Origin of the sequence: Leifsonia sp. NPDC014704 (genome assembly GCF_043083605.1) — a bacterium.
Classification (GTDB): domain Bacteria; phylum Actinomycetota; class Actinomycetes; order Actinomycetales; family Microbacteriaceae; genus Leifsonia.
Map to the genome: position 1 here is coordinate 1,373,907 of NZ_JBIBYW010000001.1, position 20,733 is coordinate 1,394,639.

The 20,733-nt window shown below is 70.2% G+C and carries 22 protein-coding genes; 10 read left to right on the forward strand and 12 right to left on the reverse strand.

The features are described from left to right. Positions 1 to 47 precede the first annotated feature (47 nt). The 3 genes from ACF1AJ_RS06680 to ACF1AJ_RS06690 are packed head-to-tail and all read right to left on the reverse strand — an operon-like array spanning position 48 to position 3,313. A complete protein-coding gene (locus ACF1AJ_RS06680; RefSeq protein WP_391506641.1) occupies positions 48 to 1,547 on the reverse strand; it encodes a pyridoxal phosphate-dependent decarboxylase family protein in 1,500 nt (499 codons plus the stop codon). Next, on the reverse strand, positions 1,534 to 2,904 hold the full coding sequence (locus tag ACF1AJ_RS06685; RefSeq protein ID WP_391506642.1) for an MFS transporter: 1,371 nt from the start codon (positions 2,902 to 2,904) through the stop codon (positions 1,534 to 1,536). Before ACF1AJ_RS06685 ends, ACF1AJ_RS06680 begins: the two co-directional genes overlap by 14 nt. Before the next feature lie 46 nt (positions 2,905 to 2,950). After that, a complete protein-coding gene (locus tag ACF1AJ_RS06690; RefSeq protein WP_309858228.1) occupies positions 2,951 to 3,313 on the reverse strand; it encodes a twin-arginine translocase TatA/TatE family subunit in 363 nt (120 codons plus the stop codon). Between the two features lie 97 nt (positions 3,314 to 3,410). On the opposite strand from ACF1AJ_RS06690, the gene ACF1AJ_RS06695 reads away from it, so the two are divergent. Next, the gene (locus ACF1AJ_RS06695) at positions 3,411 to 4,043 is read left to right on the forward strand and encodes an O-methyltransferase (RefSeq protein ID WP_018190461.1); all 633 of its coding nucleotides are present in this window, start codon (positions 3,411 to 3,413) and stop codon (positions 4,041 to 4,043) included. 79 nt (positions 4,044 to 4,122) lie between these two features. On the opposite strand, the gene ACF1AJ_RS06700 is transcribed toward ACF1AJ_RS06695, so the two are convergent. The 3 genes from ACF1AJ_RS06700 to dapE form a co-directional block, all read right to left on the reverse strand. Further along, positions 4,123 to 4,296 (reverse strand): DUF3117 domain-containing protein, encoded by a 174-nt coding sequence (locus ACF1AJ_RS06700; protein ID WP_018190460.1) that lies wholly within the window; start codon positions 4,294 to 4,296, stop codon positions 4,123 to 4,125. A gap of 68 nt (positions 4,297 to 4,364) precedes the next feature. Further along, a complete protein-coding gene (locus tag ACF1AJ_RS06705; RefSeq protein WP_391506643.1) occupies positions 4,365 to 5,630 on the reverse strand; it encodes a hypothetical protein in 1,266 nt (421 codons plus the stop codon). Next, complete coding sequence (dapE, locus tag ACF1AJ_RS06710; protein ID WP_391506644.1) at positions 5,599 to 6,696, reverse strand: succinyl-diaminopimelate desuccinylase; 1,098 nt, start codon at positions 6,694 to 6,696, stop codon at positions 5,599 to 5,601. The genes ACF1AJ_RS06705 and dapE overlap by 32 nt, the downstream gene beginning before the upstream one ends. 17 nt (positions 6,697 to 6,713) lie before the next feature. On the opposite strand from dapE, the gene dapD reads away from it, so the two are divergent. The 6 genes from dapD to ACF1AJ_RS06740 are packed head-to-tail and all read left to right on the forward strand — an operon-like array spanning position 6,714 to position 10,580. Continuing rightward, positions 6,714 to 7,724, forward strand: coding sequence for a 2,3,4,5-tetrahydropyridine-2,6-dicarboxylate N-succinyltransferase (gene dapD, locus ACF1AJ_RS06715; protein WP_391506645.1), 1,011 nt, complete (start codon positions 6,714 to 6,716; stop codon positions 7,722 to 7,724). A gap of 52 nt (positions 7,725 to 7,776) precedes the next feature. Continuing rightward, the gene (locus ACF1AJ_RS06720; protein ID WP_391506646.1) at positions 7,777 to 8,187 is read left to right on the forward strand and encodes a hypothetical protein; all 411 of its coding nucleotides are present in this window, start codon (positions 7,777 to 7,779) and stop codon (positions 8,185 to 8,187) included. 52 nt (positions 8,188 to 8,239) lie between these two features. Continuing rightward, the gene (locus ACF1AJ_RS06725) at positions 8,240 to 8,656 is read left to right on the forward strand and encodes a hypothetical protein (RefSeq protein WP_391506647.1); all 417 of its coding nucleotides are present in this window, start codon (positions 8,240 to 8,242) and stop codon (positions 8,654 to 8,656) included. Further along, entirely contained in the window at positions 8,653 to 9,885 is a 1,233-nt protein-coding gene (locus tag ACF1AJ_RS06730; protein WP_391506648.1) for a hypothetical protein, read from the forward strand. Before ACF1AJ_RS06725 ends, ACF1AJ_RS06730 begins: the two co-directional genes overlap by 4 nt. A gap of 12 nt (positions 9,886 to 9,897) precedes the next feature. Continuing rightward, complete coding sequence (locus tag ACF1AJ_RS06735) at positions 9,898 to 10,257, forward strand: hypothetical protein (protein WP_391506649.1); 360 nt, start codon at positions 9,898 to 9,900, stop codon at positions 10,255 to 10,257. After that, the gene (locus ACF1AJ_RS06740) at positions 10,254 to 10,580 is read left to right on the forward strand and encodes a hypothetical protein (RefSeq protein WP_391506650.1); all 327 of its coding nucleotides are present in this window, start codon (positions 10,254 to 10,256) and stop codon (positions 10,578 to 10,580) included. The genes ACF1AJ_RS06735 and ACF1AJ_RS06740 overlap by 4 nt, the downstream gene beginning before the upstream one ends. Positions 10,581 to 10,673: 93 nt before the next feature. On the opposite strand, the gene ACF1AJ_RS06745 is transcribed toward ACF1AJ_RS06740, so the two are convergent. The 3 genes from ACF1AJ_RS06745 to pdhA are packed head-to-tail and all read right to left on the reverse strand — an operon-like array spanning position 10,674 to position 14,226. After that, positions 10,674 to 12,104 (reverse strand): dihydrolipoamide acetyltransferase family protein, encoded by a 1,431-nt coding sequence (locus ACF1AJ_RS06745; RefSeq protein WP_391506651.1) that lies wholly within the window; start codon positions 12,102 to 12,104, stop codon positions 10,674 to 10,676. Then, positions 12,104 to 13,114 carry an alpha-ketoacid dehydrogenase subunit beta gene (locus ACF1AJ_RS06750; protein WP_391506652.1) on the reverse strand — a complete coding sequence of 337 codons (1,011 nt, stop codon included), beginning with the start codon at positions 13,112 to 13,114 and terminating at the stop codon, positions 12,104 to 12,106. The genes ACF1AJ_RS06745 and ACF1AJ_RS06750 overlap by 1 nt, the downstream gene beginning before the upstream one ends. Continuing rightward, a complete protein-coding gene (gene pdhA, locus ACF1AJ_RS06755; RefSeq protein WP_391507448.1) occupies positions 13,111 to 14,226 on the reverse strand; it encodes a pyruvate dehydrogenase (acetyl-transferring) E1 component subunit alpha in 1,116 nt (371 codons plus the stop codon). The genes ACF1AJ_RS06750 and pdhA overlap by 4 nt, the downstream gene beginning before the upstream one ends. A gap of 243 nt (positions 14,227 to 14,469) precedes the next feature. On the opposite strand from pdhA, the gene ACF1AJ_RS06760 reads away from it, so the two are divergent. After that, complete coding sequence (locus tag ACF1AJ_RS06760; RefSeq protein WP_018190453.1) at positions 14,470 to 14,934, forward strand: Lrp/AsnC family transcriptional regulator; 465 nt, start codon at positions 14,470 to 14,472, stop codon at positions 14,932 to 14,934. Between the two features lie 148 nt (positions 14,935 to 15,082). Here the strand turns inward: ACF1AJ_RS06760 and ACF1AJ_RS06765 are convergent, their stop codons facing one another. Next, positions 15,083 to 17,371 (reverse strand): polyribonucleotide nucleotidyltransferase, encoded by a 2,289-nt coding sequence (locus ACF1AJ_RS06765; protein ID WP_391506653.1) that lies wholly within the window; start codon positions 17,369 to 17,371, stop codon positions 15,083 to 15,085. Between the two features lie 344 nt (positions 17,372 to 17,715). On the opposite strand from ACF1AJ_RS06765, the gene ACF1AJ_RS06770 reads away from it, so the two are divergent. Continuing rightward, complete coding sequence (locus ACF1AJ_RS06770) at positions 17,716 to 18,195, forward strand: hypothetical protein (RefSeq protein ID WP_391506654.1); 480 nt, start codon at positions 17,716 to 17,718, stop codon at positions 18,193 to 18,195. Between the two features lie 12 nt (positions 18,196 to 18,207). On the opposite strand, the gene ACF1AJ_RS06775 is transcribed toward ACF1AJ_RS06770, so the two are convergent. After that, on the reverse strand, positions 18,208 to 18,966 hold the full coding sequence (locus tag ACF1AJ_RS06775) for a fructosamine kinase family protein (protein WP_391507449.1): 759 nt from the start codon (positions 18,964 to 18,966) through the stop codon (positions 18,208 to 18,210). Next, positions 18,963 to 19,403: a VanZ family protein gene (locus ACF1AJ_RS06780; RefSeq protein ID WP_391506655.1), complete on the reverse strand. Its 441-nt coding sequence runs from the start codon at positions 19,401 to 19,403 to the stop codon at positions 18,963 to 18,965. Before ACF1AJ_RS06780 ends, ACF1AJ_RS06775 begins: the two co-directional genes overlap by 4 nt. Positions 19,404 to 19,421: 18 nt before the next feature. Between ACF1AJ_RS06780 and ACF1AJ_RS06785 the strand changes: the two genes are divergently transcribed. Next, complete coding sequence (locus ACF1AJ_RS06785; protein ID WP_391506656.1) at positions 19,422 to 20,642, forward strand: low temperature requirement protein A; 1,221 nt, start codon at positions 19,422 to 19,424, stop codon at positions 20,640 to 20,642. Positions 20,643 to 20,733 lie beyond the last annotated feature (91 nt).

Genomic DNA, 20,733 nt, shown 5'->3' on the forward strand with positions numbered 1-20,733 from the left:
ACGGCGTGTCGCCCCGAAAAACTCAGGAGCTGATGGCTGGGGGCGGGTTAGGCGTCGCGGGGCTCGACGGCGCGGGCGAGCAGCTCCGTGAGGAGGCGCTCGGTGACGGGACGCGGGAGCGCCGAGACGAGCGCGAGCAGCGGCGCCTGGTCGTCGGGGAGGCCGGGGCTTCCGCCCCCGGCGAGGCCGATTGAGGCGAGGATGTGCGCGGCCGTCGCCGAGTCGAGCTCCACGTCGCCCGCCGCGAGGCCCGCCAGCAGGTCGCCGGGCAGGGCGGCGAGCACCGCATCTCCGTCGACCGGGTGCACCCCGCGCGCCTCGTCCGCGGCGCCGCGCAGGGCCGCCTCCAGCTCGTCGATCCGCGCCTCCGTCACCGGCGTGATCGTGAGGTGGGTGGTGTGCGGCAGGCGCGTGCCGTCCGCCTGCACCAGCCCCGGCTGCAGCTGCAGCACCCAGCCGCGGCGGCGCGCACGGTCGGCCCAGTGGTGCGGGTCGACGCGGCGCTCCGGAGGCACCGCGTCGTCGGTCGTGACGGCGAGCAGCGGACCGGTCGGGTCGCCGAGCACGCGCAGCCCGTCGATGTCGCCGACGATGTCCTGCAGCCCACGGGTGGCGCGACGGCACGACTCGGCGAGACCGGAGAAGCCGCGTGCCCCGAGCGCCTGGATGATGGCCCAGGATGCGGCGAGCGACCCGGCCGACTTCGACCCGAGGAGGGTGGAGTTGACGACCGGATACCCCGGCCAGCCGGTCGTCGCGAAGTACTGGCGCCGCTGCCGGTCGCGCCCGCGCTGCAGCAGGACGCTGGCGCCCTTCGGCGCGTAGCCGTACTTGTGGAGGTCGGCCGAGACGCTCGTCACGCCGGGCACGCGGAAGTCCCACGCCGGGAGCGCCGATCCGTCCGCCGCCCGCCAGAAGGGCAGGATCCATCCGCCGATGCAGGCGTCCACATGGCAGGCCACGCCCGCGTCGTCGCACGCGGCGGCAACGTCCTCGATCGGATCGAGCGTCGCGAACGGGTACGACGGCGCCGAGACGACGACGAGCGCGACGTCCGGAGCGATGCGCTCGATCAGGCGGGATGCGTCGAGCCGCCCGCTCTGCGCATCCACCGGCACGAGGTCCAACGTCAGGTCGAACAGTGCCGCCGCCTTCTGGAACGCCGCGTGAACGGTCACCGGCGCGAGCAGCCGGGGCGTCCCGGTGCCCCCTGCGGCGCGCCAGACGTCGCGCGCGGTCTTCACGGCGAGCAGGCACGACTCCGTGCCTCCGGAGGTCACCGAACCGACTACGTCGTCCCCGCCGTGCAGCAGCTCGCGGGCGAACCCGACGACTTCGCGCTCCATCACCGCGACCGAGGTGAACGTCGTCGGGTCGAGACCGTTCACCGGCTGCACCAGCCGCATGGCCTCGGCCGCGAGCTCGTCGATCTCGGGCATCCCCGAGTCGTAGACGTAGCTCAGCACCCGGCCGCCGTGCGTCGGGGCGTCCGCCTCGCGCAGGGCGGCGAGGCGCCCGAGGATGGCCGCTGCGTCAAACGACGACATCGATGTCTCCCTTCCGGAGCCGGTACCGCGCCAGCGGCACCAGGCTGATCGCGATGATGATCGCGGGCACGAGGCTGAAGCTCAGGGCGATCCCGGCGACGGCGCTGGCCGGCTGAGACGCGCCCGCCTCCGCCGCCGCACTGCGCGAGACGTAGCCGCTCACCGCGAGCACGATGCTCAGCACGGTCGCGCCGAGCGCCATGCCCGTCGTCTCCCCCGCCGTCCACATGCCGCCGAAGGTCCCCGCCCGGCCCTCGCCGTTGCGCCGCGCGTCGTGCGAGATGACGTCAGGCAGCATGGCCATCGGCAGGGACTGCATGCCCGCGTACCCGGCTCCCGCCAGCGCCACAGGGGCATAGACCCACGCGCCGGGCGCCCACAGCAGCGCGATCATGGACAGGGCCGCCAGTCCGAACAGGATGCTCGCGATCACGAACCCGCGCTCCTTGCCGATGCGTCGCGCGACGACACCCCACAGCGGCGTCACGATGAGCGCAGGGCCGATGAGCGCGACGAACAGGAAGGTGACGGCGTCCTCCGAGTGCAACACCCACGTCGCGACGTAGTTCGCCCCGGCGAGCATGAGACCGGTGGCCAGCCCCTGCAGCAGGAATGTCAGCAGCAGCGCTCGGAACGGCTGGCTCTCCCGCAGCACGCGCACCCCGGCCGCGTAGTTCGACCGCAGGGTCGCGACGATGCTCTCGCGCGCCGGCGGCTCGGCAGCGGGCAGTCCGCGCGGCGCGACGAAGGCCGAGACGAGCATCCCGGCGCCGATCGTCACACCCGCGACCAGCGCCATCAGGAAGTACCCCGCGAAGGCGTTGCCCCCGCCGAGCGACCGCAGCGCCGGCCCGCCGGCCCCGAACAGCAGGATGGCGAAGGTCAGAACCACCACGCGCCAGGTCAGCAGGCGCGTCCTCTGGTCGTATCCGGACGCGAGCTCGGCCGGCAGCGCGATGTACGGCACCTGGAACAGGCTGAACGCCGTCGCCGTCAGCACGAACGCGAGCAGCACCCAGACGGCGGCGGCCGCGGCCGGCGTCCCGGGCGGGACGGCGAACGTGAGCAGGAAGAACACCGGCAGCGCGAGCGCGCCGAGCAGCATCATCGGCCGGCGGGAGCCGCGCACGGCGAGCATCCGGTCGCTGCGGGCGCCGATCACCGGGTCGATCACCACATCCCACACCTTGGCCACCGTCACGACCACGCCCGCGACGATCGCGGCGACACCCAGCGAGTCGGTGAGGTAGTACACGAGCACCAGCCCGGGAAGGGTCGCGAAGCCGCCCGTGCCGAGCGACCCGACGGCGTACCGCGCGACGGTCGCCCTGCTCAGCGACTGCTCCGTTGCGATCATGTCCGCAGCGTAGTGGATGCGCGACCGCGCAGCCCGCCCCGCCGCGTCAGGTGGACTCGGTGTCGTACGGCGGGATCGCCCCGGCCGTCAGCGGCAGCTTCCGCTGCGCGTACGCGGACTGCGTCACCGGCTTGATCGCGCCGGCGGCCTCCGGGCCGTCCTCGAGCAGTGCTTCGCGAATGATGCGGCGCGGGTCGTACTGGCGGGGGTCGAGCTTCTTCCAGTCGACGTCGTCGAATTCGGGGCCCATCTCATCCCGCATCCGGTCCTTCGCGCCGTTGGCGAAGTCGCGGAGCGACCGCACCAGCTGACCGAGCTTCGCGGCGTACGCGGGAAGGCGCTCGGGGCCGATGACGAACGCCGCGATCACCGCCACGATCAGCAGCTTGTCGAAGGTCAGCCCGAACACGTTTCCAGGGTATCGCGGCGGTGCCTGCACGGATGCCGCATGAGCCCGCCGTATCCTGTGAAGAGGCCCGCGCCCGAGGCCGATCGACGGGAGTGCAGTGTCAGACAAGGACTCGAACTGGAGATTCGCCGACGACATCGTCGTCGAGAGCGATGTGATCGCCCGGGCACGGCAGCAGTCGCTCGAACTGGGCATCGACCCCATCTCGCCCGCGACCGGCGCCCAGGCGGCCGTCGTCGTGGCGGCGACGCGTGCCGAGAACGTGGTCGAGATCGGAACCGGCGTCGGCGTCTCGGGCCTGTGGCTCCTCACCGGCGGCACGGACGCGCAGCTCACCTCCATCGACGTGGAGGTCGAGTACCAGCAACACGCCCGCGCGTTCTTCACCGAGGCGGGGCTGCCGTCGAACCGCGTGCGGCTCATCCCCGGGCGGGCGCTCGAGGTTCTCCCGCGTATGAACGAGAACTCGTACGACATCGTCTTCATCGACGCCGACCCCCAGTCGGTCATCGAGTACGTCGAGCACGGGCTGCGCCTGGTGCGCCCGGGCGGAACGGTGCTCGTCGCCCGCGCGCTCTGGCGCGGACGTGTCGCCGACCCGGCGGCGCGTGACGAGGTCGCGACCGGCTTCCGCACGCTCATCACCGAGACGTCCGCGTCCGGCGCGGTCATCAGCGCCCTGTCGCCGGCCGGCGAGGGGCTGCTGCAGATCACCAAGCTCGCGCCGTAGCCGACCGGCTCACCGGCCCAACACATGCGAGAAGGGCCCCGATCGAGTCGATCGGGGCCCTTCTCGGTACAGCGTATGGTCAGGCGGAGGTCACGACGCTGGCAAGCGCGTCGTGGAGCTCTTTGGCTTCCGCGTCGTTGACGGAGACCACCAGTCGTCCCCCACCCTCGAGCGGCACACGCACGATGATGAGCCGTCCCTCCTTCACAGCCTCCATCGGCCCGTCCCCGGTCCTCGGCTTCATGGCCGCCATGCAGCTCCCCTTTCGTGGATGTCCTCCTATTATCCGACATCGTTGCCGACGTGAGGAAATCGGAGGGATCACGGAGGTGACCAGTCGTATCCGTTGATGAACCAGCAGACGGCGACCCAGCCCACCTGCAGGACGATGAACAGCGCGACGATCGCCACGCGGTAGACCCTGCTGCGCGGCAGGGCGATGGCTCCGAGCAGGGGGAACAGCGGCATCAGCAGCCGGAACGTGCTCGACTGAGGGAAGAACACGGCGAGCAGGTAGAGCGAGTACGCGGCCACCCAGAACCGCAGGTCGACACCGAGCCTCCGCACTGCCGGGGAGAACAGCAGGATGCCGAACAGCGCGACGATGACGACCAGCGCGGCCATGCCCACCCAGCCGGGGATGCCGAGCATCGCGCTCGCCCACCAGTCGGCCCCCTGGAACCAGGGCGTGAACGGCACCAGGTGCGTGTACCCGATGTACGCCGACCGCCAGGCCAGCTCCGTGTCGGTGTAGGCCGTGAGCGAGCCCGTCCCGATTGCGGCGATAGCCGGCCAGGCGAGTCCGGCCAGGCCGCTGAAGACGGCGAGCGAGACGCTGAGTACGCGCTCGCGCACGGGGAATGGGTCGTCGCGCCGCCGCATCCAGCGGTAGCCAACATGCAGGGCGAGGGCGAGGGCGAACGCGAGTCCCGATGGACGCGTGAACGCCATCGCGAGGACGACCGGGAACAGCCAGGCGTACCGCCGCTCGACGAGCAGCAGCAGCGCGGTCGTGAGCAGCAGGATGTACAGCGACTCGGCGTACGCGACCTGGAACAGCGGCGAGACGGGCGCGACGCAGAACAGGACGACGGCGAACAGGCTGGTCGAGGCGCTCAGGCCCACGCGGCGCATCAGCTGATGGAACACCAGGGCCGCGCCGGCGCCCGCCGCGAACGACACCAGCACCGCGGCCATCGGCCAGGGCAGCCGGGTCAGGAACATGACCGCATCGACAAGGCCCGGGTAGCCGGGGAGGAAGGCCCACGCGTTCTCGGCGACGTGCACACCATCCGTCGTCGGAAGGCCGGCGGGATAGCCGGAGCCGGCGACGATCTCGTACCAGCGCCCGTCCCAGAGGTTGGCGAACGAGAAGTAGTCGGGCGACGCGCTGGTCCAGGCGTTGGCGCCCTCGGCAGCGGCGAAGCTCAGGAGGATGACGGTCGAAACCGCGCGCGCTCCCAGATAGATCAGGAGGACCCGCACCCACCACAGCGTCCACCACGGGCCGCGGGCGACCGCCCGGCCGCCCGCCGCATCCGGCAGCGCCGTGGACTCAGCGGGCGCCGGCGCCGGTGAGCCAGGCACGCAGCCCCTCCTCGACCGCGACGATCTGCTCCACGTCGACGCGCTCGTCGTCGGCGTGCGCCTTCAGCGGATCGCCGGGACCGTAGTTGACCGCGGGGATGCCCATGGCGCTGAACCGGGCCACGTCCGTCCACCCGTACTTCGGCTTCGCCACACCGCCGACCGCCGCGACGAACTCCTGCGCGAGGGGCGCATCCAACCCCGGGCGGGCGCCGTCGGCCCGGTCGACCACGGTGATCTCGTAGTCGCCGAACAGCTCGTGCATGTGCTCGATGGCCTCCTGCGACGAGCGCGACGGGGCGAAGCGGTAGTTGATGTGCACCATGCACTCGTCCGGGATGATGTTGCCCGCCACTCCTCCCGAGATGCCGACGGCGTTGAGGCCCTCCTTGTAGACGAGCCCGTCGACCTCCACCTCACGCGCCTGGTAGCCCGCGAGAATGTCGAGGATAGGCGCCGCCTTGTGGATGGCGTTGTCGCCGACCCAGCCGCGGGCCGAGTGGGCGCGCAGGCCGTACGTGCGCACCTCGACGCGCAGGTTGCCGTTGCAGCCGCCCTCCACGACGCCGTTGCTCGGCTCGCCGAGGATGCCGAAGTCGCCGACGAAGAGGTCGGGCCTGTTGCGGGCGAGCCGGCCCAGGCCGTTCAGCTCGGCGTTGACCTCCTCGTGGTCGTACCACATCCACGTGACGTCGACGGAGGGGTCGGTCAGCTCGGCGGCGAGCTTCAGCTGCACGGCGACGCCGGCCTTCATGTCCACGGTGCCGCGACCCCAGAGGTAGCGGATGCCGTCGTGGTCCTCGAACCGCGTCGGCAGGTTGTTGTTGAGCGGAACGGTGTCGATGTGACCGGCGATCAGGGCGCGCCGGCCGCGTCCCAGGTTCGTGCGCGCGACGATCGCGTCACCGTCGCGGATGACCTCCAGATGCGGCAGCCCGGTCAGCGCGGCCTCCATCGCGTCGGCGAGGGTGCCCTCCCCGCCGGAGACGGACTCGATGTCGCACAGCTGACGTGTGAGGTCGATGGACGAGGCGGTCAGGTCGAGGGGGACGCTGCTGATCTGCACCCTACTAACCTAGGGGCATGCCCTCTGCCGTGCCTGAAAATTCCGCCGCGCCCCGCTCCGCCGACCTCGGTTCCGCCGACGTCCGTTCCGCCTGGGGCTACGGGCTCGCGACGGTGTCCGCCGACGGAACCGTGCTCGACACCTGGTTCCCCGAGCCGCAGCTCGGCAGGCTGCCGGCGGGCCGCGACCGCTGGATCGCCCCCGCCGAGCTCGAGGAGCTGGCCGGCGACGACCCGCGCCGCGCCGTGCGCGTCGACATCGTGACGGTCGAGATCGAGCTGGATGCGCCTCCCGCCTCCACGCCCGACGCCTACCTGCGCCTGCACCTGCTGTCGCACCTGCTCGTCCAGCCCAACGGCCTCAACCTGGAGGGCGTGTTCGCGCACCTTCCCACCGTCGCGTGGACGAACGCCGGACCGGTGAACCCGGCCGACCTCGACCGGTTGCGTCCGCGTCTGCAGCGGGCGGGAATCCAGGTGTCGGGCATCGACAAGTTCCCGCGGCTGCTCGACTACGTGACGCCCGACCGCGTGCGCATCGCCGACGCGTCGCGCGTGCGCCTCGGCGCGCACCTGGCGCCCGGCACGACCGTGATGCATGAGGGATTCGTCAACTTCAACGCCGGCACGCTCGGCACCTCGATGGTCGAAGGCCGCATCTCGCAGGGCGTCGTCGTGGGCGACGGGTCGGACATCGGCGGCGGCGCATCCATCATGGGGACGCTCTCCGGCGGCGGTACGCACCGCGTCTCGATCGGCGAGCGGGCGCTGCTCGGCGCGAACTCCGGCATCGGCATCTCGATCGGCGACGACTCAGTCGTCGAAGCCGGCCTCTACGTGACCGCAGGAACCAAGGTCGTGCTGGTCGGCGAGGCGCCGACGGCCGACGGCCGCGCGCGCACGGTGAAGGCCGCCGAACTGTCGGGCCAGCCAGGCCTCCTCTTCCGCCGCAACTCCCTCACCGGAGCCGTCGAGGTGCTCCGCCGCACGGGCACCGGTGTGGAGCTCAACGCGGCGCTGCACGCGTAACGTCGCGGCGCGCGCTCGCGTCACGATCCGACGCAGCCCCTCGTCTTTGAGGGTGATGAGCAGAGTGTGGACGGCTGTTGTCGGGCTGGCGGTCGCTGGCGCGGTGCTCGTGGGCACGACCGGATGCGGTGACGTCGGGCACCGCATCCTGTACGGAACGCTGAAGCCGAAGTCGAATCACGAGTATCAACGGGAGTCGGCATTGGAGTTCCGCACGGTGTGGGCGAACGTGGAACGAATTCGCTTCACGGAGGAGGGCGGCAAGCCAGGCCTCGGTGCCGCCTGGGCAGCCAATGCTGTCGCCACCATCGAGGGCAGGGACTACGAGGTGATCATCGGCCCAGACACGCTGGCGGTTCTGCATACCGATCCACCTCCCAAGACGCCGACGTTGCCCCCGACAGCCTCACCCGTGGTCCTGACGGTGACTTACAGCGATGGGTCAACCGAGGTCATCGACTGATGCCGGTGCGTGCGTGTCACGTCATGATCTGATACTCCCATCGTCTCTGAGAGTGATGATCAAAGTTTGGACGGTTGTTGCGGGGCTGGCGGTCACTGGTGCACTGCTCGCGGGCACGACCGCGTGCGCTGAGATGGGAGACCGCATTCTGTACGGGAACTCGACCGAGAGGCCGAAGTCCAATCTCGAGTGCCAACGAGAGTCCGCTCTTCACTTCCGTTCGAGATGGGCGAATGTCGAAGAGATCCGGTTCAAGCGCGAAGGTGGCAAGCCGGGACTCGGAGCGGCCTGGAGCGTCAACGCGATCGCCACCCTCGACGGGAAGGAGATAGAGGTGATCATCGGCCCCGACACACTCGGATTTCCGCTAGGAGAGTCACCCCCGATGATGCCCTCTCCGCCCCCGTCGGCACCTCGCATCGCCATGACCGTGTTCTACAGCAACGGCACATCGGAGGTCTTCGAATGACGACGCAGAAGGAACAATTCGACCTTGCCAAAGAGGCCTATCTGGTCGACCCGTTGAAAAAGGACCCACCGCTCAAGAAGGACGACAGTCTCTACATCGGTCCCAACAGAGTGGAGTACCTGGTTTACGACTCCCACCACGATCCGGTCTCCGGATTCCAGGGCATGGCGGTGGTGCCCGTGGTCGCAGGCAAGCCGGACTTCTCGCACGTCACGATCGCATTCGCCGGCACGAACCCGGAGCATCGGGCGGACATCCTCGCAGACACCATGTCGGTCGTGGGCGGGGACACCGGGCCCGGTACGCAGGCGTGGCAGGCGATGGAGTTCGCCCGACGGGTCCGGGAGAGCGTCAAGAAAGAGCACCCCGAAGCGTCGTACTCCACGGTGGGGCATTCGCTCGGCGGGTGGCAGGCGATGCTGGTCGCGGCAGAGTTCGGTTGGGCCGGAGTGTCCTTCAATGGTCCGGACCCCTGGGACAACCTTTCTCCGCAGGCGAAGGAATGGCTTCAGAGGCAGCGGGACGCCGGCCGTAACCCGTTGGTCAACTATGTCAACGAGTGGGACCTGATCGGGAACCTGTCGGGCAACGGCACCGGGGCCGCGAAGTACGTCGGCGGTCCGCGGGGAAAGGGACCATTCGGTCACCACGATCTGGAGACGGCCTACGAGTTCAACGCCGACGGCTCGCTCAAGCGTCTGGGAGTGGAGGGTCGCAGCGACTGGGAGATCAGCCAGAACCAGGTTGCGGGACTCCCGGCCGGCCTGCAGCCTCAGTTCACGCCGATCATCGCCGGCCTGTACGGAGGTCTGCGCCTGCCCCTGGTCGGAGAGGTCGTCGGAACCATCGCCTCCGGCGCCACGGTCCTGGTGGATACCGTGGCCGCGCTCGACCTGGCCTCCTCGATCGGCTCGCTGGGCATCTCCCTGGAGGCCATCAAGGCGGCGAACGCCGGGCTTCCCGGTCAGCTGCAGTCCGTCCTGGATGCCGGCAGGAGCACGGTGTCGATGATCCCCTTCGTCACTCCGGCGGATGTAGAGAAATGCATCAGCACCCACCGGCTGAATCCGCACCAGCGCATCGACCTCGACGCGGTCGCAGAGGTGGACCGGCGCGTCGACACTCACACGCTCCTGGTCGCCCAATTGTCCGAAGGGGTCGTCAAGGCCGTCGTTCACACACTGGAGCAGGATGGCCAGTGGGCGTCCCGCTTCTCACCGCTGCGCTGAAAGGAGACGCTCGTGTCGTTCTTACCGGAGATCTCGTCCAGCACCATTGCTGACGTGCTGGATGACGCCCTCAGGACCGCCTCGGACGCTGTCGAAACCCTGACTCACGTCGATCAGATCCTGCACCGGGCGGCGGTCGACCTGCTGAACCTCGCCCTCCCGACAATCGTCCGGGCCGGTTCGGTACCGGTGCAGGCGGCCGCCCTGGCGGTCGTTTCCGCCTCGAGCGGCCGTATCGGCCTCACCCTCGGTGGCGCCGCGTTCAGCAACTCCGTGCTCGGAGGCGAGGTCGCGAAGAAGGTCGCCCAGGGGATCGACACGCTGAAAGCGGACAGCGACTACGGCAAGGCGGTGAACAGCATCACATGGTGACGTATCGATCGCTCGGCGAACTCGAGAGCGCCCACGACGAGGAGAGCGCAGCTGCCCGGCGCCGACTGGAAGACGCGGAAGAGCATCTCATGCACTACCGGTCGCAGATCTACCGGATCCAGGAGAGCGTCTACCAGGCCGTCGCTCAGCACGGTGCCGCCGATGACCCCGACTTCCGCCACGAGTTCCAGCGTTTCGCCGACCGGCACGAGGAAGCGGCTCACGAAGCCGACCGCGTCGTGACCCGGTACCAGGAGCAATACGAAGACCTGCAGCAAGAGCAGTCCCGCGAACGGGAACGCTTCCTGCAAGGCCACCGCTGAAGTCCCGCCCAACACTGCCCGCGCGTGCGTGGTTGACGCAACACGCCGTCCGCCCGGCGGCGGCCACGGCGTGTTGCGTCAGCCAGACGCTGGTCAGACGAGGGTGAGGACGGAGGCGGGGTCGGCGAGGATGCGGCCGATGTCGGCGAGGAAGCGCGCGGCCTGCTCGCCGTCGACGATCCGGTGGTCGAACGTCAGCGCGAGGGTGAGCACCTGGCGGAGCGCAATGCCGCCGTCGTGCTCCCACGGCTGACGACGCACCGCGCCCACGGCGAGGATCGCCGCCTCTCCGGGCGTCAGGATGGGCGTCCCCGCATCCACGCCGAACACGCCGACGTTGGTGATCGTGATCGTGCCGCCGCTGAGGTCCGCCGGGGCGGTCCGACCCGCCCGCGCGGTCTCGGCGAGGCTGCGGATCGCGCCGGACAGGGCGCCGAGGGCCATGCCGTCCGCGTCGCGGATCACCGGCACCATCAGCCCGCGCGGCGTCGCCGCCGCGATGCCGAGATGCACATACTCCGCCTGCACGATCTCGTTCGCGGCGTCGTCCCACCGGGAGTTGACCTCCGGCGTGCGTCGCACCGCAAGCAGCAGCGCCTTGGCGACGACGGCCAGCAGGCCCGGCCGCGCCTCAGCCAGCTCGGGCAGCGCGCGCAGCCGCGACACCAGCTCCATCGTGGGCGTCACGTCGACCGTCAGGAACACGGTCGCCTGCGGCGCACCGAACGCGCTCCGGACCATCGCGTCGGCGGTCGCCTTGCGGACACCGCGGATCGGGATGCGCTTCTCCCGCGCTCCCGTATCCACCGTGGCCGCGCCCACCGCTGTCGCGGAGCCGCCCTCGCGCTGCTCGGCGTACTGCTGAACGTCTCCGCGCGTGATCAGCCCCCGATCGCCCGAGCCGGCCACCGACGCCAGGTCGACACCGAGCTCGCGTGCGAACTTGCGCACCGGCGGTGTCGCGCGCGGGCGCTCGGCCAGCGCGGTCGCCGTCGCGCCCGTGTTCATGCCTGACGAGGCAACTGAGGCCGGCGCAGCCGCGGTCGTCTGGGCCGTCTGCGCCGCCGGGGCCGCCTGGGCCGACGCGACCAAACCGGCACCTGCCGCCGCACTTCCGGCCACGGCCACCCCCGGCCGTGCCCGCCGCGCCGGGCGCGCACCTGACTCCGGCCGCGCACCATAACCGACCAGGGTCGGCTCACGCCCATCCGGCGACGCCGACGTAACCGTCTCCGACGCGGGCGCTGCAGGAGCCGCCGGAAGATCCTCCTCGGACTCCCCCGCATCCACCTCGAACGCCACGAGCGGCTCGCCCACGGCCACCGTGACGCCCGGCTCCACGAACAGGCGCGACACCCGCCCGTCGTACGGCGCGGGCAGCTCGACGAGCGCCTTGGCCGTCTCCACCTCGGCGATGATCTGGTTGAGCTGCACGGTGTCGCCGACGGCGACCTTCCAGGCGACCAGCTCCGACTCGGTCAGTCCCTCGCCGAGGTCCGGCAGCGCGAACTCGCGGACGGCCATCAGTCCTCCACCCCGCTCAGCGAGTTCGGCCGGTCCATGGCGCGGTCGATGCCGTCCAGGATGCGGTCGAGGTCCGGCAGGTGCGCCGACTCGAGGCGTGCAGGTGGATACGGGATGTCGTGCCCGGTCACGCGCACCGGCGCGTGCTCCAGGTGGTAGAAGCACCGCTCGGTGATCGACGCGGAGATCTCGGCGGCCAGGCCGCCGGACAGCGCGGCTTCGTGCGTCACGACGAGGCGGCCGGTGCGCTTCACCGACGCGACGACCGTGTCGAGGTCGAGCGGCGACAGCGAGCGCAGGTCGATGACCTCCACCGAGACGCCCTCGTCGCCCGCGGCCACGGCCGCGTCCCGGGCGAGGTGCACCAGGCCGCCGTAGGTGACGAGGGTCACGTCAGTCCCCTGCGTCAGCACCCGTGCGGTTCCCATCGGGCGTGCGTCGGCGAGCGGGGCTTCCTCATCCACCTCTCCCTTGGCGTGGTATCGGCGCTTCGGCTCGAAGAACAGCACAGGGTCGTCGGACGCGATCGCCTGCTGGATGAGCGTGAACGCATCCTGCGGATCGGACGGGCTGACCACCCGCAGCCCGGCGGTGTGCGCGAAGTACGCCTCGGGTGAGTCCGAGTGGTGCTCGGCGGATCCGATGCCGCCAGCGAAGGGCACCCGGATCACGATCGGCATGCGGACAGCGCCCTGCGTGCGGTAATGCATGCGCGCGACCTGGTTCACGATCTGGTCGAAAGCCGGATAGATGAAGCCGTCGAACTGGATCTCCACCACCGGCCGGTACCCGCGGTACGCCATGCCGACCGCCGTGCCGAGGATGCCGGACTCCGCGAGCGGCGAGTCCATCACCCGGCGCGGCCCGAACTCGGTCTGCAGGCCGTCTGTGACGCGGAAGACGCCGCCGAGGGTGCCGATGTCCTCGCCCATCAGGACCACGTGGTCGTCGGCGGCCAGCGCACGCCGGAGCCCGGCGTTGATGGCCTTGGCCATGCTCAGTGAGGTCATCGTCCGTCGCTCCCCACGAAGGTGCGCAGGTAGCGCGAGTAGTGGTCGCGCTGGCGGGCAAGGCCGGTGTGCGGCTCGGCGTAGACGTTGTCGAAGACGGTGAGCGGGTCGGGGTCGGCGAGAGTGGCGATGCCTGCGCGCATCTCGGCCGCGACGGCGTCGGCCTTCGCCGCGATCGCTGCTCGGCGGTCGTCGGTGAGGGCTCCCTGCGCGTCGAGGTACGCCTCCACCCGGGCGAGCGGGTCCTTCCCGCGCCACAAGTCGAGCTCCGACGCGTCGCGATAGCGGGTCGGGTCGTCCGCGGTCGTGTGCGGACCCATCCGGTATGTCACCGCCTCGATGAAGGTGGGGCCGCCGCCCGAACGGGCACGGTCGAGTGCTGCGCGCGTCACGGCGAGCACGGCCAGCACGTCGTTGCCGTCGGCGCGGACGCTCGGAACGCCGAAGCCGGGAGCGCGGTCGGCGATGGGACGCTGCGCCTGCAGCGATACGGGCTCCGAGATCGCGTACTGGTTGTTCTGGCAGAAGAAGATCACGGGTGCCGCGTACGTCGCCGCGAAGATCAGGGCTTCGTTCACATCCCCTTCGCTGGTGGCGCCGTCGCCGAAGTAGGCGACCGCCACAGCGTCGGTTCCGTCGGCCTGGATGCCGAGCGCGTATCCGGTCGCGTGAAGGGTCTGCGCGCCGATGATCACCTGCGGCGTGGCCATGTTGATGTCGTAGGGGTTCCAGCCGCTCTGCGTCGTGCCGCGCCAGACACGCAGCAGGTCGACCAGGCCGGCGCCGCGGCAGTACGCGACGCCGTGCTCGCGGTAGCTGGAGAAGACGAAGTCGTCGGTGCGGAGCGCGCGCCCGGAGCCGATCTGGGCGGCCTCCTGGCCCAGCAGCGGCGGCCAGAGGCCGAGTTCGCCCTGACGCTGCAGTGCGGTCGCCTCTGCGTCGATGCGGCGGATGACCTGCATGTCCTCGTAGAGCGCGACCAGCTGGTCGGTTCCGATGTCGGAGACCCAGGCGTCGTAGCGGTCGTCCTCGTGACGGACGCCGTCGGCGTCGAGGAGGCGGACGAGTCCGAGGTCACCGAGTCCGGCCTCGCCGAGCCGGAGCTCGTCCATGGCACCGAGGTCCGTGTGGGAGCCGCCCCGACGGGTGGCGGGCTGATTGTCGATCGTCACGGTTCACGCAACCTTCACTCTCGCGCCCGGCCGACGCTGCTTGTGGCGCGCACGACCGGCTTCCGGCCCCTTCGCCGGAATTAGGGGAAGGCTACGCCGCGCGATCAGCGCGCACAACCATCGGCGTGTCGACGGTGCAGGATGCACTATGCGGCGGAGCGGGTGCCTGCTAGGTTTCACACTATGCGCAGCTTCGACAGCACCGACCGCCGCATCCTGCTGGCCCTTGCGGACGACCCCCGATCGACGAACGTGTCCCTCGCCGATCGCCTCGGCCTCAGCCGCAACACGGTCCAGGCGCGGGTCGCCGAGCTGGAGCGCAGCGGCGCGTTCCTGTCGTTCGAGCGGCGCATCTCCGCCCGTGTCGCCGGGTACCCCCTGGCGGCCTTCGTCAATGTGCACGTGCGGCAGCAGCGGCTGGCGGCGGTCGTCGAGAGTCTCGCCGCCATCCCCGAGATCGTGCAGGCGCACGGCCTCTCCGGCCCCTCCGACCTGCTGCTGCGCGTCGTGTGCGTCGACGCGGAGGACCTCTTCCGCATCACCGGCATCATCCAGTCGACGGACGGCGTCGACCGCGCCGAGACGTCCCTCGACATGGGCGAACTCATCCCCTACCGCCTCCGCCCCCTCCTCACCCGCGACGCCTGACCGCGCACACGCCATCAGCTCCTGAGTTTTTCGGGTCGACACGCCGCCTCCGGGCCGAAAAACTCAGGAGCAGATGGCATGGGCGCCGGGCCGGACGCACGAAGGCCGCGCCGACAGAGTCGACGCGGCCTTCGGTGAGGTGCGGTGCTTACGCCTCGGCGGGAGCCTCCACGGGGGCGGTCTCGGCGGGGGCCTCTGCGGCCTCCTCCGCGATCACCGGAGCGAGCGACAGCTTTCCGCGGTCGTCGATCTTGGTGATCTCGACCAGGACCTTCTGTCCGACCCCGAGCACGTCCTCGACGTTCTCCACGCGCTTGCCACCGGCGAGCTTGCGGACCTCGGAGATGTGCAGCAGGCCGTCCTTGCCCGGGAGCAGCGAGACGAACGCGCCGAACGCGGCGATCTTGACGACGGTTCCGAGGAACTGCTCGCCGACCTCCGGGTTGGTGGGGTTCGCGATCGCGTTGACCTGGGCGCGGGCCGCCTCGGCCGAGGGGCCGTCGGTGGCGCCGATGTAGACGGTGCCGTCCTCCTCGATGGAGATCTCGGCGCCGGTCTCGTCCTGGATACCGTTGATCGTCTTGCCCTTCGGGCCGATCAGCTCGCCGATCTTGTCGACCGGGATCTGGACCGAGATCACGCGAGGCGCGGTCGGGGCCATCTCGTCCGGACGGTCGATGGCGGCGTTGAGCACGCTCAGGATGGTAGTGCGGGCGTCCTTCGCCTGCTTCAGCGCGCCGGCGAGCACCGACGACGGGATGCCGTCGAGCTTCGTGTCGAGCTGGATCGCGGTGACGAACTCGCTGGTTCCGGCGACCTTGAAGTCCATGTCGCCGAGCGCGTCCTCTGCGCCCAGGATGTCGGTGAGCGCCGCGTAGCGGGTCTCACCGTCTACGACGTCGGAGATCAGGCCCATGGCGATGCCGGCGACCGGGGCGCGCAGCGGCACACCGGCGTTCAACAGCGACAGGGTGGAGGCGCAGACGGAGCCCATCGAGGTGGAGCCGTTGGACCCGAGGGCCTCGGAAACCTGACGGATCGCGTACGGGAACTCCTCGCGGCTCGGCAGCACCGGCACGAGCGCGCGCTCGGCCAGGAAGCCGTGCCCGATCTCGCGACGCTTCGGCGACCCGACGCGGCCGGTCTCACCGGTCGAGTAGGGCGGGAAGTTGTAGTGGTGCAGGTAGCGCTTGTGCGTCACCGGCGAGAGCGAGTCGATCTGCTGCTCCATCTTGAGCATGTTCAGCGTGGTGACGCCCAGGATCTGGGTCTCGCCGCGCTGGAAGATCGCCGAGCCGTGGACGCGCGGGATGACCTGCACCTCGGCGTCGAGCGGACGGATGTCGGTGAGGCCACGACCGTCGATGCGGATGCCCTCGCGGAGCACACGGCCGCGCATGACGACCTTCGACACCGACTTGTAGGCGGCCGAGAACTGCGTCAGCACCTCGGGGTCGAGGACACCCGCCTCCACCTTCTCGGTGAGGGCGGCCTTGACGCGCTCCTTGAGGGCGTCGTCGGCGTTCTGGCGCTCGATCTTGTCGGCGATCTGGTAGACGTTCACCAGCTCGTCGTAGGCGAGGCCGGCGACGTTGTCGTACGTCTCCTGCGAGTAGGGCAGGAACACCGGGTAGTCGGCGATGGCCTTCGCGGCCTGCTCGGCGATGACGTTCTGCGCACCGACGAGCTGGCGGATGAACGGCTTGGCCGCCTCGAGGCCCTGCGCGACGATCTCCTCGTTCGGCTTGACCGCTCCACCCTGGATGAGGTTCCAGCTGTTCTCGGTTGCCTCCGCCTCGACCATCATGATCGCGACGTCGCCCTCGGAGCCGTCCTCGTTGGTGAGGACGCGGCCGGCGACGATGAGGTCGAACACGGCCTCCTTGAGCTGCTCGGCCTTCGGGAAGGCGATCCACTGGTCCTCGTGGGTGCCGTTGCCGGGGATGAGCGCGAGGCGCACACCGGCGATCGGGCCGGAGAACGGCAGACCGGAGATCTGCGTGGAGGCGCTGGCCGCGTTGATGGCGAGCGCGTCGTAGAACTCGTCCGGAGCGATGCTCAGGACGGTGATGACGATCTGCACCTCGTTGCGGAGGCCGTCGACGAACGACGGGCGCAGCGGACGGTCGATCAGGCGGCACACCAGGATCGCCTCGGTGGAGGGGCGGCCCTCGCGCCGGAAGAACGAGCCGGGGATCTTGCCTGCGGCGTACGAGCGCTCCTCGACGTCGACGGTCAGCGGGAAGAAGTCGAAGTTGTCCTTCGGGTGCTTGCTGGCGCTGGTCGCGCTCAGCAGCATGGTCTCCTCGTCGAGGTACGCGGCGACGGCGCCCTGCGCCTGCTGGGCGAGGCGTCCGGTCTCGAACCGGACGGTGCGGGTGCCGAAGCGGCCGTTGTCGAGAACGGCTTCGGCGAATTTGATTTCAGGACCTTCCAAGAGGTCTGTCTCCTTTGTTTAACGTCGCTGTCCCGTGTGGACGCGACTGTCATTCAAGGAGCAGGAACAGGCAGTTCGACACGTCGTGTGTACGCGGCATCCCATGCGGATCGCGTGGGCTGAGCCCGTCTGGCCATCAGTAGAAATACACGGTTGCGGGCCGCTCTCGCTGCCACCGCATCCGGATACCACCACCGAGGACCAGCTCCTGCCAGCCTGCTCCGGGTTCCTTCTCGGTATTGAGTTGGATGGACGGCGCTCGGCCGACCACCAGCATCCTATCAGTCGCAGCCCGTGCCAGGATGGATGGAGGCCGTCAGCGAGCCGGGACGAGGGGGATTCCGATGGGCGAGACACCACGGTCGGCGGACGCGTCGATTCTTTCACGGGATGCGCTGCTGCCCGCCGTTCCTGGCGCGGCGATCCTCATCCGGGTGCGGCGGCTGATCAGTGCGACCGCGCTCGTCGCCGTCGGCTATAGCTTCCTGTCGAACGGCTCCCGCGCTTTCTGCCCGGGCGCAGGACCCGCGGCCGACAGCTGCGTCAGCCTCCAGCTCCACCCGAGCCCGTTCGTGTTCGCGGCACTCGCCTTCGTGGTGTTCGTGGCGATCGGACGCGTGCTGCGGCGTGCTCGCACCGAGGCGGACGCCCTCCGCATCCTCGATCGCGCTGCACTCGTCGGCACCGCGATCGCCGGGGTCAGCCTGCTGATCGGCGTCGTGTGGTTCGGCCTGATCCCGCTGGAGTCGTGGAACGGCAGTACGACGTACGTCTTCCCGTTCCCCTTCGCCTCCGTCGACCTGACGGTGACGCCCGCCTCCTGATCCGCGTGCTGCTCAGAGCGCGAGCGTCGCGCGCGCGGCGTCGGTGAGCGCCCAGCCGTACGACGGCCCGTAGCCGGCGGCGTGCACGGCCAGAGGATGCAGCTGGTGCAGCGGGATGCGGTCCCGCCAGCCCGCCCGCAGCGGCCGGGCGGCGTCGTAGCCGGCGACGATGTCGTCGAGGTGCGGTGCGCCGAAAAGCGCGAGCATCGCGAGGTCCGTCTCGCGGTGGCCGCCGTGCGCGGCCGGGTCGATCAGCACGCCGCCGCGCGCGTCCCAGAGCAGGTTGCCGTTCCACAGGTCGCCGTGGATGCGCGCGGGCGGCTCCTCGTCGTCGAACTCGCCCGACTCCACGCGCTCGACGGCCGCACGGATCACCGGCAGCTGGTCCATGGTGACGCTCCCGGCATCCACGGCGATCTCCAGATACGGCCGCACGCGGTCGCGCGCGTAGAACCGGCCCCAGCCGGCCTCGTGCGCGATCGGGAGCGGGCGCTTGCCGATGAACAGCGGACCGTCCCAGCCGGCCGGTGGCGCGCCGAACGCTGCGGCCCCGGCCGCGTGCGACAGCGCGAGCGCGGCGCCGAACGCCCGGGCGGCCTCCTCCGTCGCGCGCGTCTCGCGGATGCGCTCCAGCTCGATCCGTCCGCGGCTCACGGCCGCGACCCGCACCACGCGCGCTCCCCCGTCCGCCTCCGGTTCGCCGAGCCAGCGAAGCCCGGCGGCCTCCGCCTCGAAGAACCCGTCGGGGGCGTCCACCCGCTCCTTCGTCACCGTCTCCACGCGGCCACCCTACGACCGCGACGGAGACGGGTGACAGGAACGAGGAACGCGATCCCGACGCCCACGAGCGTCCCGAGCGTGTTCGCGAGCAGGTCGCTCGGGTCGCTGAAGCGCGCCGGCAGGAACAGCTGGACGAACTCGATGACCAGCGTCGCGACGACCCCGATGGCGACCGCGAGCCACCAGCGCCAGCGGCCGAGCAGCAGCGTGAACAGCAGGCCCATCGGCACGAACAGGAGTACGTTGGCCGAGAACTCGGCCACCGCATAATCCACCCAGCCGAAGCCGGGAACCGCCGACACGAAACGCAGCAGCGAACGCAGAAGCGGGTTGCCCGCGGGGTTCCCGGGCGCCGGGTTCAGCGTGATCCACGCGACGACCGCCAGGTAGGCGACGGTGACGGCGGAGAGCACGGGACGGCGGCGCATCCTCCTATGCTGGCGCACATGACCAGCGCGTTCCGCATCCGGATGACCGGCCGCTCCACCGACGAGCGCCACAGGGTGTCGAGCCCGCTCGAACTGCTCTTCGACCTGACCTTCGTCGTCGCGATCGCGCAGGTCGCCGGGCAGCTGGCGCACGCTGGTGAGAACGGGACCATCCTCGACCACCTGCCCTTCTACCTGATGGTGTTCTTCGCCATCTGGTGGGCGTGGATGAATTTCACCTGGTTCGCCTCGGCCTACGACACCGACGACGTGCCCTACCGGCTGATGACCCTCGTGCAGATGGGCGGAGTCCTGGTGCTCGCGGCCGGCGTCCCCGCGGCGTTCGACCACGAGAACTTCACGGCGATCATCGTCGGCTACCTGATCATGCGGTTCGCGCTCGTCGGCCAGTGGGTTCGTGCGGCGATCGAGTACCCGGAGGGACGCAAGACGGCGATCCGGTACGCCGTCGGCGTCTCGGCGGTCCAGGTGCTGTGGGTGGCGTGGGGATTCCTGCCGACGCAGATCGCCGTCGCGACCTTCGTGCTCGGCGCGCTGCTCGAACTGGCGGTGCCGCTGTGGGCCGAGCGGCCCGTGATGACGAGCTGGCATCCCCACCACATCGCCGAGCGCTACGGGCTGTTCACGATCATCGTGCTCGGCGAGTCGGTGTCGGCGTCGGCGATCGGCGTGCAGAACGCACTCGCCCAGTCGGGATTCAGCGCCACGCTGGTGTGGATCGCGGTGGCCGGGCTGGTGCTCCTGTTCGCCCTGTGGTGGCTGTACTTCCTGGAGCCGGCCGCCGAGGGGCTGCGGTCGCGCCGCAACCGGTCGTTCTATTGGGGGTACGGACACTACTTCGTGTTCGCGTCGCTGGCGGCGTTGGGCGCCGGGCTGGAGGTCGCGGTGCAGGCGGGCGCCGCGCACTCGGAGGCCTCGAACACGGCGGTGGAGTACGCGATGGCCGTTCCGGTCGCGCTGTTCCTGTTCATGCTCTACGTTCTGCACGCTCCGCTGGTGTCGGAGGTGGTCATCCGGCCGCTGAAGACTTTCGTCGCGATCGCACTCGTGCTCCTCCTCCCGCTGGCGTCGCCGGTGATCGGACTCGTCGGGGTGACGATCGGGATCGCGCTGGTCGCGGCGGCGCTCGTCGCGGTCACGCTGTTCGACCGGGCCGTGGGGGCGCGCCGGGCCGCCGTGCCGTCTTCCGCGCCCGCGCATCCCGCACCCCACGACTGACGTCCCCACATTCGTGCCGAATGTGCGTTATGGCGGCGCCATAACGCACATTCGGCACGAATCCCGTCGCAGGGAGCTGCCGGAGATTTGG